The 17,087-nt window shown below is 46.1% G+C and carries 16 protein-coding genes and 1 tRNA gene; 12 read left to right on the top strand and 5 right to left on the bottom strand.

The genetic code is table 11. From position 1 onward, the window contains the following. The first annotated feature begins 513 nt into the window (after positions 1–513). The 3 genes from KF839_RS06675 (at position 514) to KF839_RS06685 (ending at position 2,578) form a co-directional block, all read left to right on the top strand. Positions 514–912 (top strand): Arm DNA-binding domain-containing protein, encoded by a 399-nt coding sequence (locus KF839_RS06675; RefSeq protein WP_292917063.1) that lies wholly within the window; start codon positions 514–516, stop codon positions 910–912. After that, positions 885–1,721 carry a tyrosine-type recombinase/integrase gene (locus KF839_RS06680; protein ID WP_416362353.1) on the top strand — a complete coding sequence of 279 codons (837 nt, stop codon included), beginning with the start codon at positions 885–887 and terminating at the stop codon, positions 1,719–1,721. Before KF839_RS06675 ends, KF839_RS06680 begins: the two co-directional genes overlap by 28 nt. A gap of 602 nt (positions 1,722–2,323) precedes the next feature. After that, positions 2,324–2,578: a helix-turn-helix domain-containing protein gene (locus KF839_RS06685; RefSeq protein ID WP_292917065.1), complete on the top strand. Its 255-nt coding sequence runs from the start codon at positions 2,324–2,326 to the stop codon at positions 2,576–2,578. 40 nt (positions 2,579–2,618) lie between these two features. On the opposite strand, the gene KF839_RS06690 is transcribed toward KF839_RS06685, so the two are convergent. From KF839_RS06690 to KF839_RS06705, 4 genes are all read right to left on the bottom strand, one after another. Continuing rightward, a complete protein-coding gene (locus tag KF839_RS06690; RefSeq protein ID WP_292917066.1) occupies positions 2,619–3,017 on the bottom strand; it encodes a type II toxin-antitoxin system HicB family antitoxin in 399 nt (132 codons plus the stop codon). A 13-nt stretch (positions 3,018–3,030) separates the two neighbouring features. Continuing rightward, positions 3,031–3,213: a type II toxin-antitoxin system HicA family toxin gene (locus KF839_RS14860; protein WP_292917067.1), complete on the bottom strand. Its 183-nt coding sequence runs from the start codon at positions 3,211–3,213 to the stop codon at positions 3,031–3,033. Positions 3,214–3,699: 486 nt separating this feature from the next. Beyond that, positions 3,700–4,173: a PepSY domain-containing protein gene (locus tag KF839_RS06700; protein ID WP_292917068.1), complete on the bottom strand. Its 474-nt coding sequence runs from the start codon at positions 4,171–4,173 to the stop codon at positions 3,700–3,702. Between the two features lie 315 nt (positions 4,174–4,488). Next, positions 4,489–4,875 carry a DUF3579 domain-containing protein gene (locus tag KF839_RS06705; RefSeq protein WP_292917069.1) on the bottom strand — a complete coding sequence of 129 codons (387 nt, stop codon included), beginning with the start codon at positions 4,873–4,875 and terminating at the stop codon, positions 4,489–4,491. A gap of 578 nt (positions 4,876–5,453) precedes the next feature. On the opposite strand from KF839_RS06705, the gene KF839_RS06710 reads away from it, so the two are divergent. The 6 genes from KF839_RS06710 (at position 5,454) to KF839_RS06735 (ending at position 11,573) form a co-directional block, all read left to right on the top strand. Then, positions 5,454–6,266: a hypothetical protein gene (locus KF839_RS06710; RefSeq protein ID WP_292917070.1), complete on the top strand. Its 813-nt coding sequence runs from the start codon at positions 5,454–5,456 to the stop codon at positions 6,264–6,266. A gap of 154 nt (positions 6,267–6,420) precedes the next feature. Continuing rightward, entirely contained in the window at positions 6,421–6,675 is a 255-nt protein-coding gene (locus tag KF839_RS06715; RefSeq protein WP_292917071.1) for a helix-turn-helix transcriptional regulator, read from the top strand. Further along, entirely contained in the window at positions 6,672–7,124 is a 453-nt protein-coding gene (locus KF839_RS06720) for a hypothetical protein (protein ID WP_292917072.1), read from the top strand. The genes KF839_RS06715 and KF839_RS06720 overlap by 4 nt, the downstream gene beginning before the upstream one ends. 277 nt (positions 7,125–7,401) lie before the next feature. Continuing rightward, complete coding sequence (locus KF839_RS06725) at positions 7,402–8,316, top strand: hypothetical protein (protein WP_292917073.1); 915 nt, start codon at positions 7,402–7,404, stop codon at positions 8,314–8,316. Then, a complete protein-coding gene (locus KF839_RS06730) occupies positions 8,294–10,939 on the top strand; it encodes a DUF927 domain-containing protein (RefSeq protein ID WP_292917074.1) in 2,646 nt (881 codons plus the stop codon). The genes KF839_RS06725 and KF839_RS06730 overlap by 23 nt, the downstream gene beginning before the upstream one ends. Continuing rightward, positions 10,932–11,573 carry a hypothetical protein gene (locus tag KF839_RS06735; RefSeq protein WP_292917075.1) on the top strand — a complete coding sequence of 214 codons (642 nt, stop codon included), beginning with the start codon at positions 10,932–10,934 and terminating at the stop codon, positions 11,571–11,573. The genes KF839_RS06730 and KF839_RS06735 overlap by 8 nt, the downstream gene beginning before the upstream one ends. A 469-nt stretch (positions 11,574–12,042) precedes the next feature. Here KF839_RS06735 and KF839_RS06740 read toward each other — a convergent pair. Continuing rightward, a tRNA-Leu gene (locus KF839_RS06740) sits at positions 12,043–12,127 on the bottom strand. A gap of 57 nt (positions 12,128–12,184) precedes the next feature. Here KF839_RS06740 and rnr point away from each other — a divergent pair. The 3 genes from rnr (at position 12,185) to argS (ending at position 17,073) form a co-directional block, all read left to right on the top strand. Continuing rightward, positions 12,185–14,410, top strand: coding sequence for a ribonuclease R (gene rnr / locus KF839_RS06745; protein WP_292917076.1), 2,226 nt, complete (start codon positions 12,185–12,187; stop codon positions 14,408–14,410). Positions 14,411–14,495: 85 nt separating this feature from the next. Continuing rightward, complete coding sequence (gene rlmB, locus KF839_RS06750) at positions 14,496–15,236, top strand: 23S rRNA (guanosine(2251)-2'-O)-methyltransferase RlmB (RefSeq protein WP_292917077.1); 741 nt, start codon at positions 14,496–14,498, stop codon at positions 15,234–15,236. Between the two features lie 79 nt (positions 15,237–15,315). Then, on the top strand, positions 15,316–17,073 hold the full coding sequence (argS, locus tag KF839_RS06755; protein ID WP_292917078.1) for an arginine--tRNA ligase: 1,758 nt from the start codon (positions 15,316–15,318) through the stop codon (positions 17,071–17,073). The last annotated feature ends 14 nt before the right edge of the window (positions 17,074–17,087 follow it).

Genomic DNA, 17,087 nt, shown 5'->3' on the forward strand with positions numbered 1-17,087 from the left:
GGTCATTGATATAAGTTCGCTGAAGCAATAGAAAACGCTATTCACTGAAATGCAGAATCGACCAGCAATTCACAGCACAGGTTACTGATCTTCCGTAGCTTTGAAACAAGATTCAGGATCACAAGTGCGCTCTACTTGAAATTCTCTGATGAGCATAATTTATCACTACATTGATTCGTTACCCTAATATTTTTCTTATCGTTGCATCGCTATATTTGTCAACGAAAATTAGATATCAACTTACACGCAACCCAAGCATATCGTGTATCGTATTAACCCTGCGTGGCGATAACCAATCGTTTAGAATAATACTACGGTATTATGTTGATGGTGCCAGAAGAAACCCCGAACCCTCATCCGCTCACTTCCGCAGCAATCCAAAATACCCTTTCTTAATCTTAATATCCAAGCCATTTTGAAAAATTGGTGTCCGTAACAATCCATAATAATCCTTGCGCAGCCGGAAATTTTTGGGCATAGTTTTAGGCATAGGAATTTTGGGAGACCCGAACCATGCCTAAAAAAGTTACCAGTTTAACAGATATACAAATCCGGGCAGCTAAACCCGGTGAAACTAAATATGATGGCAATGGTTTGGAACTCGTTGTAGATACCAAAGGAAATAAGCGTTGGGTTTTACGCTACAGACGAACGGATGGAAGGCGCAATATGCTTGGACTCGGTTCTTATCCTGATGTAACGGCTAGTGCTGCACGTATCGCAGCGGAAGAAATCCGGCAAAGGCTACGCCAGGGAATTGACCCTGTTGAATATAAGAAATCAGAGAGATTAAAGCAAGAAATCGCAATCCGTGGAACATTCAAGGCAGTTTCCGAAGAATGGTATAATGGGCCAAAGAAACCGCCCGTAAGGCAAGGGAAATACTGGATGATTCCTTATTACCCCGGTTAGCAAAGAAGCCGGTAGCTGAGGTTACATCGTCCGATGTAAAACAAGTGTTGCTTGAGATCCACGAACGCGCCCCACGGTTAGCAATAAAAGCACGGCAATATTCTAATCAGATTATTCACTATGCGATTCAGGAAGGTTTGCGGGAGGATGGCCGTGAATTGTCTCTGAAGGGTGCGCTTCCGGACTGCAAGAAAGGACATTATGCCGCTGTTACAAAACCGGCCGATTTACCAGCCTTACTTAAAACAATTGAAAGCATAAATTCAATTCATTCAAAGGTAGCCTTATTGACGTGCTTGTACACAGCAACCCGTCCCGGTGTGGTCGCCGGTATGCGCTGGGATGAATTGAACCTGGATAGCAACGAATGGCACATACCAGCCAGCCGCATGAAAATGGGTAACGACCATATCACACCCCTACCCGATCAATTGATTACGATGCTGCAGCAATTGCGAACGCTTACCGGTGAATCGCCGTTTGTGTTTCCTGGTGTTAGTGATCCGATTAATAAGCACATGCACCGCGATAGCTTGAGCAAGGTACTTAGGGAAAACGGAATGCGTGACAAAGCAGTTACGCATGGATTCCGCGCAACCTTCAGAACCATAGCAAGAGAAAGACTGCGGATTGCACCTGATGTATTAGAGGCACAAATAGCACATGCCAAAAAGGGAGAAGTACAAGCAGCTTATGATCGAACGCAATTCCTTGATGAGCGCCATAAGCTAATTCAACAATGGGCTGACTACGTTGATGCACTGAAAAATAATGAAACAGTTATCCAGCTATTCAAAAATGCAAGGTGATTTTTTCTTATGCTGTTTTTTGTATTTTTATCCTACCCCCTTAAAAACTTGTCGGAACAGTCGGAACAGTCGGAACAAAATCTTGAAACCCGCATGAATCATTGCTTTCCGTGTTCCGACATTTTCAAAAAACGTTCCGACAAACCCCATTTTGTTCCGACAATTTGGGGTAATTCGTGGGTTTTATGCTTCGATTGGTACCGGATATTTTGAGATTTTCAGCAAGTTTTAATACGAAAATCCGGCGCGGAATGATCCTGTTGTCCACCTCACGCCAAGGAACAACTGCATTATTAGCATTGTTATGCACACCCGCCATTCATAGCTCATAAATAATTATTCAAATGAATGCGCAAACACACACAAAGTATAAAAACACCGATTAACTCATTGTAATAAAACAATTCCCCACTTCGACTTTACTATAAAAACCAACTGCGTATAACGAGCATTATGTTAAATAATACAACTATAACTATTTACCACTTTATGATAAATTTTATTTAATTTTATTACATTATTTCCCACCTATGAATAAAGTTGCTTTAATTGTTTTTACTTGCTAAGATGCGTAATTATTCTCACGCGCGCGCGAAAGCACTATGAAGCAGGAAGAAATGACACGGGATGAGTTCAGAAACGGATTAGCAAAATTGAATTGGAAGCAATCTGATTTTGCAATGGAAGCGGGGGTTACTCCGGTCGCAGTCAGCAATTGGTTGACCGGGATCGCGCCGTTACCAGTATGGGCGCAACGGCATTTGAAACTATTAATAACACTTCATGATGTGGCCGCTACCCTACTCGAACCGCCCACAAAGAAAGCCAAAATGGCGCGGCGTGATGCCGTTTCATAAATCGAAGGAAACGCCAAAGGCATGCGGCATTAATTGCCTTTCAAGTGCAAGCTTCCTGTAAAGCTTTACGGGCAATAAAGCTTGAGCGTGATTCGCCTGCTGCCTTGGCTGCTGCATCAATGCGCCGCAATACACGGGCGGGCAGCGTGATGTTTATTCTTTCCGCCTTGTCCGATAATTCAGAAAGATCAATCGTTACCACGGCCCACACGCAGCCGGAAAACTCCGGATTCGATTGATGTTCACCGATAGAACGCGGTTCAGGAATCGCAGATCCATCATCAATCGCCGTTTCGAGCCATAATTCAACCGCCTCCCGTGCGTTGTCAATCGCTTCATCCAGAGTATCGCCCGCCGAAAAACAGCCCGGCAAATCGGGAACGATCACGCCGAAAGCGTGCTTATCGTCTCCCGGTTCAATCACAATTGGGAATCTCATTTTTTACACTCCTTTATTTCAAACCAGCCTGCTTCAATAACTTGTTAACAAGCCCTATTCCTAAATCTTTTTTAGGGTGGGGAACAGTGATATGCCCGGATCGTTCCGGGTGTGTATAGATATGATGCGATCCCTTCACGCCTCGAAGCACCCACCCTGCTTTTTCAAGTTGCCTGATAATCTCCGCACTACTCATAATGTGTATTATACACACTTAACGACACAATAGATAAAAAGCTAAATTTCCATAAGACTACTTGTTGATAAAACAAGCTCTTAAGATAAACTAATTCATCACTCCATAGTTCGGCGGAACGAAAAACGGATACCTTTACCGTCTTGGAGCGACCTATCTTGAAGGGCAATACTTTGAAAGGGTGTTATGGATTTTTTTTGAAGAGTATAGATGACAAGAACGAATTTACGATGCACTTGAAATTATTCACCCTATGACGTAACGAAACGTTACCCCATCATCCAATCAAGCTATACCGGTGCAGATAAATATCATGAATAATTTATAACCCACCCTCAAATTGAGGGTGAGATAAGATTGCCGCCAATTTGTCCCAAACCGGGAAGCCGGTTCATTTAGAGCCGCAATTTCGCGGAGTCCTCGTGCATCAACAAACAGGGAAAGAATACCCGATGATCCGCCTAAATCTCTTTAATCCAGTTTGAATCAATCCTGTTCAGTTTTTAGGATTTTTCCGAAGGTATCCAATTCGAGTTCAAGCTCTTTACCTTCCGTTTTAATTTCGACTTCGTAGCCCGTAATCGTGCCATCAGGTGCCATAACCTTCTCCGCCTCTTTGATAGTTGCTTCTGGGTATGCTTTGGTTATGGCTTGAACTACTGGTTCCGGGAGCGTTTTTACGTCAATGGCTTCCTCCTTCTGCAAAACTACCCCTTCAGAGTCATATAGAATTTCATACTCTTTGCCATTTTCTTTGTATTCCACTTCATAAGCAGCTTTCCCTTCAATCATTTCCTTCTCAAATTCAACCTCTTTGGCATTTGGGTAGGCTTTCTCGAAAGCTTCAAGTACTGCTTTTGGTACTTGGTCTTTGCTTACCTTTTCCTCGGCAGCATTAACCGAGTTGAATGTAAGTAATACAACAACCAATAAAGCTACAAACGAAAATTGTGTTTTCATTAGATACTCCTTCGGCTTCAGCCAAAAATGAATTGATAAAAACCTTTTGATACACTTGAATTTTTAAGTGTAACTACTAAGACCTCAGTAAAATAATTTCGTTGTCTGTGAGGATTCGCATTACTCGTTGAAATCCTTTATTAGGAACACCCTATATTTTCAACATTTAGAGCTACTCGCATAAGTTACCCGCTTTTTTGAAAAGCGCTCCCCTGTTCTTCGTGTCGATTGCCCGATATCTGAGCAACCCAAATCTTGACTTCAAATCCAAAAATCGACTCGGGAAGCAAGGCAATGGCCTTGAGTCAATTCCAATCAATATCTAAAAGGAAATTTAACCTTTCTCTGTTGCATCAATAGAATCAATCTAAGTTTTCTCATAAATGATATGAATTGCATTTCTGCGGCAACTGTATCCTGACAAATCACTTCTTTTCCTGGTATTACTTGAAGCCTATTGTCATAGGCAAAATCCATAATAAATTTGTAACCATCCGGATTTGTACCTTTTAAAGCCACCTCAACCAACACACAAACTTTACCCTGACGAATAACGGGATGGGCATATTTTGAGTACACCCAACGGCTATTCTTGTAACATGCAAGTGTTCCGCAGAGTCTTTCCGCCCAATCGCTTGGCCTGAATGGTTGATTATCTTCGGTTACACCCAGAATCAACCACTCTTTCGGCTCGGTTTTCATAGGATTAACCAGCAATGAAAAGAGAATCTACAATTACGGAACTGCTTGACCATGGACCATAGCAGTTTTTCTGTAGCAACAATTAAGAGTGAACAGCTAATTACTCTACTGTCACTATTCCAAACGGTAATTGAGGAATTTTTGCAAACAATGGATGGCCATTCCATCGTATCAAGATGAAAATTTCGATAATCGCAATGCTTTATGCAAACCTCGAACTGATCCATCGATCCACCTCCACAGAGGGCAATGCGTTCAGATAAATTTCAAACGGTTGCTCAAACCTTGACACCCAAATTTCAGTTATATTTTGAAATAGTTAATATGAAAATCCTGTGAAGCGGGATAGCAAAAACATACAGAAAAAATTCACATTCCTTTGAAAAAGTAAATCCACGTTTTTTTGTGCATATCTTGGCTTCAAATCTAATAACGCTTCGGGAAATTTTTGAGTAGAAAAAGATTTTTCCGGCTAGAATTATTTAATCACTCCATAGCCCGGCCAGGCGAAAAAGCGGATACCTTCAACCGCCTTGGAGTGACCTTTCTTGAAGGGTGCACTTTTGAAGGGATGTGCTATGCCAGGAAAAGGCAAGAAATCCAATAAGCCAGCAGTCAAAGAACTACCTGATCGATACCCGCGTACTGAAGAAATACTCATTTTTAGTGATATCAGTGACCTTGATCATGTATTCGGTTTACTCGACCAATTAAATGAAAACGCCAATTCAGCACCGCCCAATATTTCAAGTAATGAATGGGAAGATATATTTAAATATTCAACTATGTGCTACCTCATTGGGCAACTTAAAAAAGCATGTTTCGAGTATGAGCGGTTTTGGATTGATGAAGAAGATTGGAATTTGGAAGAGGATGAAGAATTTAATGAATACATGAATGATCCTGAAGAGCTTTGGTGGCTTGTCAATGAACTTGATCATGGCAGATGGGGGCTGGTGAATGGAAAAAACACAAGATTCTATGACCCGGCGTACCATGCCGCTGCAAGATCATTGCAAATGGCCATGTATACCTATAAATATGTTGGTGATCATGAATGGGTAAGTTATTGCATTAACGAATTAAAACAAACCTTAACTCGCTACCATGCCGCTTCGCTTGAAATCGTTATGCACAGGGATAATATTTATTTGAGCAGTAAGCAAAAATATTTTCCTTCGATTGATAGGATGAACGCCGGAAATAAAAAACGTATTTGTGAACAGCAGGAAGAAGCGGCAGCTAATTACGCGGAAATCAAACGGGAATTTAGTGAATTATCTAAAATTAAACCTCATAAGAATAAAACAAATCTCGTAAAAGAATTAGTATCAAAAGGATATGGCGAAAGAACTATCTGGCGTGCATTAAAAGATAATCCTGATTCATAAGAATAGCTTATCGCTTTTCTAGCCTTTCTTTTTTTACATCGAAAAAACTACTGTCACGCCGGTTGTGTGGCAGTTTCATCACATTTCATCATTCACACAACGCCCAGCAATTCCGGGCGGATTCATTAGTACAAATAATGTTTATAGGTGAATGATGACAAACAAACTATTACGGCTTCCGCGCGTGTTAGAACTGCGTGGAAAAAGCCGATCAGCACATTACGATGATATTCAAAAAGGCATGATGACGCCGCCGGTTAATTTGGGCGGGCGCTCAGTTGGGTGGCCGGAAAATGAAGTGGCTGCAATTAACGCCGCCCTGATTGCCGGTAAATCTGAAAGCGAAATTAAAGAGCTTGTTAAGCGATTGATTGCAGATCGCCAGAACTCATGCGAGGTGGCGGCATGAGCAATCAGCTAACCCCTACCGACCTGATGCTACAAGCGCGGGATTCAGCAGAAACATACTTCAATCAATCGGTCCGCATCATTGATTCTAAATTCGGTGAAGGTTATGCCAAAACCCACCCGGAATTAATCGGTGATTTCATGCGAACAGTAGCGGCTGATTTTCATACTGCGATTTTGAATCATAAGCTTGATGAACTGATTGCGGAAATTCTGATTCACTTCGATGAGCCGGGGTTAACTTTGCCTATTCAGCTTAACCAATCATCAGGAAAGATAGCCGCATCGTGCGCTTGCAGAGTATCGCCACCCGCACCCGGTAAGGCGCATGACCTATTGCAAGAATGGATTGCAGGTCATCCGGGGCATACGCGGAAACAACACATCTTTGCTTGTGATCTTTTCAAGTGGTTAGATCAACGATCAATAGGAGGCATTCAAGATGAATGATTTTCTATTGACTTTGCCCTTCTGCTGGGTTTATGCTCGCTGTGCCATTGCAAAATCAATGGACGGGTTTAGCAGCCTGTTACACAAGCGGATACCGCCGCTGAGCGGTTTTTTTATATCCGTTATTTATTTGCCCTTTTGTTTTGGGTGGATATTTTGGGGAGCCGAAGGGCTCGCCGGTCTTGTGTCCGGTCTGCTAACCCGATTTATCCGCCCGCCCCGTGTCCCGCACGGGTGGCGGTTTTCTCGAAACCGTTCACACAAAGGAGCATGAATCATGACAATATCTAACACCGCTGCAACCGCAGCAAATCAAATCCAAGTCGCTGATAGCCCTGCTACATCAACCTGCCACGAACACCGATTGATCCATCCTAATGTGGGTTTTGGCATTGTCTGGAAATTGAAATACCTTGCAAATGCAGTTGGTTTCATGTGCCAGGAATTGCGCTCAAGCAAAGACCTGATTGTCTTAACAGAGAATCGGGCGGCGGGATTTAATGCGGCGTTATTTCCTCTTCAACAAGAAGTCGAAACTATAAGAAGTAACCTGCTTTCGTCGGGCGGTACCGAAGGGGTTTTTCAGAATGTGTTAGAAAATATCAGGCAAGCTGAGAACCAATTGACATTTCTATCGATAACGCTTACGCCGGGAGAATGTGGTGAAGCGCGTTTCTTCACTCAAAATGATATTCCTAGTTTGTGTTTAATTATAAGCGGAATCGAAAGCTCTCTCAATGACGCTTTGGCGCAAATGAAATGGTTCGGACGACACGACTTCGCCGGTAACGCTAGCATGTATAAGGATCGCTCAAGGCTTGTTGAACAAGTACAAACTGCAATCAATGACATTGGCGCGTTGTATCTACGTTTTTGTTATCAAGGGGGTGAATGCGAAGCATTGGATAATAGTGAAGGTGTTGTGGCTGAATTAAGGCGTCTTGTCGAAGCGGTTTGGGATATAAGCAACATGACGCCGGAAGGTGAACCGCAAAGAGATTTGAATCTTGCGCATGATCTGTTATTCCACGTATTTAGAGTGTTCGAGTCGAACATGGTGATCGAAAACACCGATTTGGCTCCGCTTTTGTTATCTGTCGATAACGCCGCAAGCACATTAAGAGTTGTTCTCCGTCAGTTGGAAGAGCAAATCGAAGCAGGTGATGCAGATGCCCACGATTCCCTACATTAAACGGGTGGCAGCCGCTGCACTGGGTAGCATTGATTCCGTTCTGAATCACTGGCTGCCCAGCGGCAAACGTGAAGGGCATGAATACCTGCCGCTGAATCCGAAGAGATCGGACAGCGCGCCGGGTTCGTTTTCAATCAATCTGCATACCGGCGCATGGTCAGACTTTGCCACCGGCGACAAGGGGCTTGATCTGGTGTCGCTGGTCGCTTACCTGGAAAATGAGACTCAAGGAAAGGCCGCCAATCGTTTGGCGGTTTTTCTGGGTATCGAAGCGGAAGCAAGCAACCCGCAAAAACGCGCCACAAACGGTTCCATAAAGCCGGGCAATGGTAAGCCATCAGCCAACAGACAAGAATCGAATGCCGTCCCGGTTTCGCCGGGCGGTGATGATGAAAAAGGCAATAAGTACGAATGGCGGTTCAAGGTTCCGCCGGGATTGCGCCCGTTATTCGGCTTGCCCGGATTACTGCAATTCCATGATGCCACGTGCTGGTTTACCGAAGGCGAAAAGGCAGCGGAAGCCCTGCAAAAGCTGCTGCCTGATCATCCTGTATTGTGCTGGCAAGGTGGATCACAAGCCGTGGAGAAAAGTGATTATGCCTCGCTGGCCGGGCGTGATTGCGTGATCTTCCCGGATTACGATCTACCCGGCAAAAAAGCCGCCAATGATTTGATGAAGCGGTTGACGGCTGCGGGTGCACGTTCGGTTCGGGTGTTGGATGTCGACCGGTTGGAACGCGGAGCTGGTGAACAACTGAGGCCGGGAGACGATGCCGCTGATTTGGTGGCGTGCGGTTGGGATGCTGCCCGGTTCGGTGATTTCATCAAGCGTGAGGATGCGTTCTTACCTAATGCCAACCCCGGCGCCGGGCAATCGAAGCCAGCCGATAAACCCGATGAGCCGCAAGCGGAAGCCGTGCAACGTGGTTTTGAATTGTTCGATGACGGATTATATTTTCTGGAGCCGACCAAAGACGGGCGATTACGCCGCCGCAAGGTATGCGCACGGCTGGAAGTGCTGGCATTGGCAAGAGATACCGATTCACGGGAATGGGGAACGCTGGTTCGTTTCGCCGATCCGGACAACAAGGTTAAACAGTTGGTGATCCCTGCCCGTTCGTTCAATGGCGATGGATTGGAAGCTTCAGGCCGGTTGCTCTCCGAAGGTTTGACCATTGCACCCAAAGCACGGCAATTGGTCATTGAATACCTGCAAACGCAAAACCCCGAGAAACGCGCCAGCACGACAAACCGCACCGGCTGGCATGGTATTGGTGATGATCTGGTGTTTGTGTTGCCGGATGGTTCCATAGGTCATTCCGGTGATGAATGGCTATTCAGTGATAGCAAGCCTGATTCGAGCTTATTCCGGCAACGTGGTACGCTGAAGCAGTGGCGCGAGCATGTAGCGGCTTTGTGCGTAGGCAATAGCCGGTTAACGTTTGCGGTATCGGTTGCGTTCGCTGCGCCGTTACTGCATTTGATCGAAATGGAATCGGGCGGCTTTCATCTTCGCGGTACCACTTCCAGCGGTAAAACCAGTGCTTTAACCGTGGCCGGTAGCGTGTGCGGTTCGCCTGAGTATTTGCAACGCTGGCGATCGACCGATAACGGCTTGGAAAGCACCGCCCTATCCCACTGTGACGCGCTCTTGACCCTGGACGAATTGAAAATGATCGATGCCCGAATAGCCGGTGAGTCAGCTTACATGCTGGCTAACGGTGCGGCTAAGGTTCGAGCGAATGTCAGCGGAGGCGCACGAAATACCGCTAAATGGCGGCTGCTGTTCTTATCAGCCGGTGAATTGAGTTTGGCCCAGCATGTGGCCGAAGCTGGAAAGAAAACACCCGCAGGTGCTGAACTAAGAATGGCCGATATTCCCGCCGATGCCGGGCAAGGATTAGGCTGTTTCGAGAATCTGCACGGTTTCGAGAACGGGCATGAATTCTCTAAAGCGTTAAATGCCGCCGTGAATAAGCACTATGGTACGGCTTTCCCTGCTTTCATTGAGCACGTGCTGAAGCATCGGGAAACATTGCGGGAATCGCTATTTAATGCTCGGCAAAAGTTCGAGAAAGCAACGCTTACCCAAGCAGCCAGCGGCCAAGCGCAACGGGTGGCCGCAAGGTTCGCTTTGGCCGGTGCAGCGGGAGAGCTGGCTACCGATTGGGACATTACCGGATGGCTACCGGGTGAAGCGATGCAAGCCGCCATCACATGTTTTAAAGCATGGCTGCAAGCCTTCGGCGGTGAAGGCAACAAGGAAGAGCGGGCCATGATTGAACAAGTGCGGCATTTTCTGGAATTGCACGGTGAGGCAAGGTTTACCGATAGCGACCGGGCAAATGCAGATGATAGTCACGCGCCCAAAACGTTGAACCGTGCTGGTTTCCGCGAAAAGAACCATGAAGGAGAATTGGAGTTCTTTTGTTTGCCGGAAGTGTTCAAAACAGAAATCTGCAAAGGATTCGATTCCCGCTCAGTTGCTCGTCTGCTGATCGACCGTGGTTGCATGAAGCCGGGCGATGGTCGCAATTTAGCAACAAAGAAACGGCTTCCAGGCTGCGGTATGCAGCGGGTATTTCACATCCTACCCACCATTTGGGGTTCACCAAATGATTGACTGGGATACGCTGATTGCACCGGAAAGCAGCGAGCACCCCCCCCAAAATGTGGATAACTGTCGGAACAAAACGGGGTTTGTCGGAACGGATAATGCACAATGTCGGAACACTGATAGCAATGATTCATGCGGGTTTCAGGATTTTGTTCCGACTGTTCCGACTGTTCCGACACAAAAAACAGGGGATAGGAAAGAGAAAGAAAATCATGCGCCCGGTGAAGGGCTGGCTTCAGATAATTATTGCGCGGCAAAAACGCACCCGATTAATCCGATTGCAGTTACCCTGCTATTGATCTGTTGCAATAAAGCAACACTCACCAAAGAAGAAACACTCGAAGCAATTTGGAAACTCCAAACCATTCCACAATCTGAACAAATCAAATCATGGGCGATACTTTGCCAGAATCACGGTATTGATCCGATCAAAACAATCCGCCCTTTCTATAAAGCCAGAAACACTGGCGCAAGCTGCCAAGGGTGCAAACACATCAGCATGGAACGGATACCAACCGATGGCCGCCCGGTATACCGCTACGTGTGCGGTAAGCAACACCACATACTGGAAGCTTTTTATATCGGTGAACGTGTACTGATTGCGCCTGAGTCATGTACTGATTACCAATCCAAGGCATAACCGGGGGTGGCAAAAAGTCTGGACCAATCCCCTTATAGACCGTTCGTTCCATCAGATTTTTGTGTGCGGGAATTTCGGAGGGGGGGTATACCCTGCCTATATCAGACCGGGGGTGGTCTAAATCTCTACGTCTCTTTAAGGTCTAGACCGCTCTCAGCCTACGTGTGCAAAAAACCGCATTTAAATAGGGGGGGGTCAAAACTGCTATTGCCTAGAAATCAGGCAAGTTAACTGCCTAAAAACCGGGCAGCGATTAGAAGGCGAATTAGAATTAACTTCCGATTGATTCCATTTTCAAAATTAATTTACCGGAATGTGATATAAGATTTGCGGCGGATTAGGATAATGCGATTCGCCCGCAAAACTAGCTAAAAATTGCCCAGCAAATTTTTTTAGGCATAGTTTTGGGCATAGAAAAAATTTTTATTAAAATATTTTCTATTAAATTCAATGCATTAAGTTACTTAGATGGTGCCCAGAAGAGGACTCGAACCTCCACACCCGAAGGCACATGGACCTGAACCATGCGCGTCTACCAATTCCGCCATCTGGGCATAACGCAGCCAGATTAGGCTGCCGAAAAACGCGTAATTCTATAGGAAATCACTGTTTTGTCAAATAACAAGAAGCAGAAATTGCGTGATCTGGATCCCTTCTTCAAGCGTGAAAAGGAACGCTATCCGCAACCATTGCCAAGCCGGGAATATATCCTGCAGATTTTAAAGCAACAAGGCATTCCGATTGCCGAACGTGCGCTGTATAAACTCCTATCGATTACTAAAAAAGAACAAGCGCTATTCAATCGCCGACTGGTGGCGATGATGCGCGAAGGACAGATTTTTCGAAACCGTAAAGACGATATTTGCGTAATGGAGAAACTGAACCTGATCAAGGGACGAGTGCAAGGGCATCCGGATGGTTTCGGTTTTTTAATTCCTGATGATGGCAGCAGCGATTTGTATCTCAGCGCCAAAGAAATGCACAAAGTACTGCACGGTGATCATGTGCTGGTACGCGAAATTGGCTTGGATCGGCGCGGCAGGCGCGAAGCGGCGATCGTGGAAGTTCTGGAATCGGAAAATACGCAATTAGTCGGGCGATTGCATATCGATCACGGCATTTTATTTGTGGTAGCGGAGAATAAGCGCATCAACCAGGATATTCTGATTGCCAAAGAACATTCGTTAAAGGCTAAGGCCGGACAAGTTGTAATGGTGGAAATTATCCAGCAACCCAGCAAACACGCTCAACCGATCGGCAAAATCGTTGAAATTCTGGGTAACTACACCGCACCGGGAATGGAAATTGAAATTGCGCTGCGCAAACACGATCTCCCCTATGAATTCTCAGCCGAAATCGACCAACTATCGGCAAAATTTCCGAAGAGCGTCCGAAAGAAAGAATTGACCGGACGCCGGGATCTCTGTCAGTTACCGCTGGTAACCATTGACGGTGAAACCGCGAAAGATTTTGATGACGCAGTCTATTGCGAGAAAGACGGCAAAGGTTACCGGTTGTACGTCGCTATTGCGGATGTCAGCCATTATGTCAAACCGCGCGATACAATCGACCGGGAAGCCTTCAATCGCGGCAATTCCGTCTACTTTCCGCGACGGGTCATTCCGATGCTTCCCGAAGTGTTGTCAAACGGATTGTGTTCACTGAATCCAAACCAAAAACGACTATGCATGGTTTGCGAGATCCGCTTTAAGACGGGTGGCGAGATTATCGATTATTCGTTTTATCCCGCCGTCATGCTGTCCCATGCACGCTTAACCTACAGCCAAGTTGCTGCAATGCTGGCCGACGACTGTTGCAGCGAAGCACTGGAATATTCCGAGCTATTACCGCACATACAATTACTCGAGAAACTCTTCAAGGCGCTACTGAAAGCCCGCAAGAAACGCGGCGCAATTGATTTCGAAACGACTGAAACGCAAATGTTTTTCAATGATCAAGGAAAAATTGAAAAAATCTTGCCGGTGCAGCGCAACGATGCGCATCGATTGATCGAGGAATGCATGCTGGCGGCGAATGTCTGTGCCGCTGATTTTCTGCAAAGAAATGGACAAACTACGTTATACCGCATTCACGAAAGCCCGGTGCCGGAAAAAATCGAAGCATTACGCAATTTCCTGAAAGAATTTGGCATTCCGCTCGGAGGCAAGAATAAACCGAGCGCTAAAGACTATGCGCAAACCTTACTCAAAATACATGGCAGACCGGATGCCCAATTATTGCAAACGGTCATGCTGCGGTCTTTGCAGCAGGCTATTTACAGTCCGGATTTAACCGGACATTTCGGATTGGCTTACGATGCATACACGCACTTCACCTCGCCGATCCGGCGTTATCCCGATTTGCTCGTTCATCGCGCAATCAAAGCAGTCTTAAATAGCGAAATCTATCAACCGGGCGATTGGAGTGCATTGGGTCAACACTGTTCCATGACCGAACGGCGCGCCGACGATGCGACCCGCGATGTCGAAGCATGGCTCAAATGTTTTTATATGCAGGATAAAATCGGCGAATGTTTCGATGGTGTTATTAGCAACGTAACAGGCTTCGGTCTGTTCGTGGCACTCGATAATGTGTATGTGGAAGGGTTGGTGCATATCTCCGACTTACCAAGCGACTACTTTCATTTCGACGCCGTAAAACACACATTGTTAGGCGAACGCAGCGGCAAACAATTCCGACTTGGCGATCGTATACGCGTCCAACTGGTACGTGTCGATCTTGAAACCAGCAAAATCGATTTTGTGTTGGCTACTGCAGCAAAAAAAGGAACCCGGCCCAAAGCAACCGCATCCGGCAACGCTAAGAAACCGCGCTAGTGATTTGAAATTACTTTACAATACCGGCCACAAATCGTCCGGCAAACCATTTTGCTATTTTTCCAACCCATATATCGATTGAACCGTGTCAGGTACTCGTTTCATTTTTGGCTTTCATGCGATCACCAGCCGTTTGCGGCAAAATCCTGGCAGCATCAAAGAAATCATCATTGATGCTACGCGCGATGATCACCGTGCACGAAGCCTGATACAACTCGCCGAGAACAACAAAATTCGCATGATCGCAAGTAATAGCAATAAACTGACCGAGATTGCCGGCAGTCATCGTCATCAAGGTGTAATCGCGAACATTGATGTTGCACGGCAACATTTGGATCTCGACGATATTCTCGATGGTTTGACCGAGCCCGCACGATTGCTGGTACTGGATGGCATCCAGGATCCGCATAATTTAGGTGCATGCCTGCGTGTAGCCGATGCGTTCGGTGTTCACGCGGTAATTGCGCCCAAAGATCGCGCGGTTGGTTTGACTTCCACGGTATACAAAGTTTCCAGCGGTGCGGCTGATACTGTGCCGTTCATCGCGGTCACTAATCTGGCGCGCACGCTCAAGCAATTAAAAGACAGAAATGTATGGATCTACGGAACCTCGGAAGATGCCGAGCACGATCTGGCCCGTTTTCAATTGCAAGGCGCTATTGCATGGGTATTCGGTTCCGAAGAGAAAGGCATGCGGCGCTTGACGCGGGAAAATTGCGACCAATTGGTACGAATTCCAATGCTCGGTAGCGTTGAAAGCCTGAATGTCGCGGTCAGCGCCGGAATCTGTTTGTTTGAAACCCATCGTCAACAATCTTTGGTCTGATTACATGACCTGATAAAATAGCGATTAAACGACTCATTGCAGGCCATACCCACCCAATTGATAACGTTGATTTCTAACCATGACTTCTTGTGATTATCCAAACTTTAAAACTCATTTTGCCGAACTCTTAAGACAGGCGGCTTACACCATCATATCGCCAGATACGGCCATCCGTATTGAATTGACCCGCACCAAACAAGCCAGCCATGGGGATTATTCCTGTAACCTGGCGATGCAATTGGCCAAATCGTTGCATCAAAGCCCGCGCGACATTGCCAATAAACTGATTGATGCCATGCCGGCGTCCCTTTATCTGGATAAGGCGGAAGTTGCCGGCGCCGGTTTTATCAATTTGTTTTTAACCCATGCAGCTAAACAGCAATGCGCGCATCAAGTGCTTCAACACCCCGATACGTATGGCAAAAGCGATTATGGGCACGATAAAAAAATTCAAGTGGAGTTTGTGTCCGCCAACCCAACCGGCCCTTTACATGTCGGCCATGGCCGCGGCGCCGCGTATGGCGCCAGTCTTGCAAATGTTCTGACTGCGGCCGGTTTCAATGTATCGCGTGAATTCTACGTGAATGATGCAGGCCGGCAGATGGATATTTTGACGCTATCCACTTGGTTACGGTATCTGGAACTCAACGATATCTATATCCCGTTTCCGCAAAATGCGTATCAAGGTAACTATGTTAGCGTTATGGCACAATTAATCCACCAAGCTCACGCAGATCGTTATGTGCATCAGCCGAAATTATTATTGGATGGCCTACCTGACAGTGTTCTGAAAGCAGTAGTAACGACTGATGAGCATTTGGATATTTTGATTGGCAACGCAAAGAAAATATTGGGACAGGATTACGCGTATTTTCATAATTTCGTGCTAACCGAACAACTCGGCGATTGCCGCAACGATCTGATGGAGTTTGGCGTCGAATTCGATGTATGGTTTTCCGAGCAATCGTTATACGATAATGGCTCGGTTGCTCGCACCATGGAATTGCTTGAGGAGAAAAAATATTTATACGAACAAGATGGCGCGATCTGGTTTCGTTCGACCGATTTCGGCGATGAAAAAGATCGTGTCGTACAACGTGAGAATGGTCAATACACTTATTTCGCTTCCGATATCGCTTACCATCTGAATAAATTCGAGCGCGGTTTTGAACAAGTCATCAATATCTGGGGAGCCGATCATCACGGCTATATCCCGCGAGTGAAAGGCGCTTTGCAAGCACTTGGACTGGATTCGGACAAACTTGAAATCGCTTTGGTGCAATTTGCAGTGTTATACCGTGACGGCAAAAAAGCACCGATGTCGACTCGTTCCGGTGAGTTTGTCACCTTGCGCGAATTGCGTGAAGAAGTCGGTAAAGACGCCGCGCGATTTTTCTATGTGATGCGCAAAAGCGATCAGCATCTGGATTTTGATCTGGATCTGGCCAAATCGCAAAGCAACGAAAACCCGGTCTATTATGTCCAGTATGCGCATGCGCGGATCTGCAGCGTACTGGCGCAATGGGATGGTCAAATGAGCGATCTGGAAACCGCTGATACCGCTACTTTGACGAATCCAGTAGAATTGACTCTGTTACAAAAACTCATCGATTTTCCGGATACCGTGGAAATGGCTGCAAAAGAATATTCACCGCATCTTATCGCCTTCTATCTGCGGGAACTGGCGAGCGAATTTCACAGCTACTATAATTCAACACGTTTTCTAGTTCCGGAAATTCCATTGCAAAATGCTCGCTTAGCGTTGATTGCGGCAATCCGTCAAGTGCTGAACAATGGATTGACATTACTCGGTGTCAGCGCTCCTGATAAAATGTAACCGAAATGATACAG

The organism is Nitrosomonas sp., assembly GCF_019635155.1.
Lineage (GTDB): Bacteria > Pseudomonadota > Gammaproteobacteria > Burkholderiales > Nitrosomonadaceae > Nitrosomonas.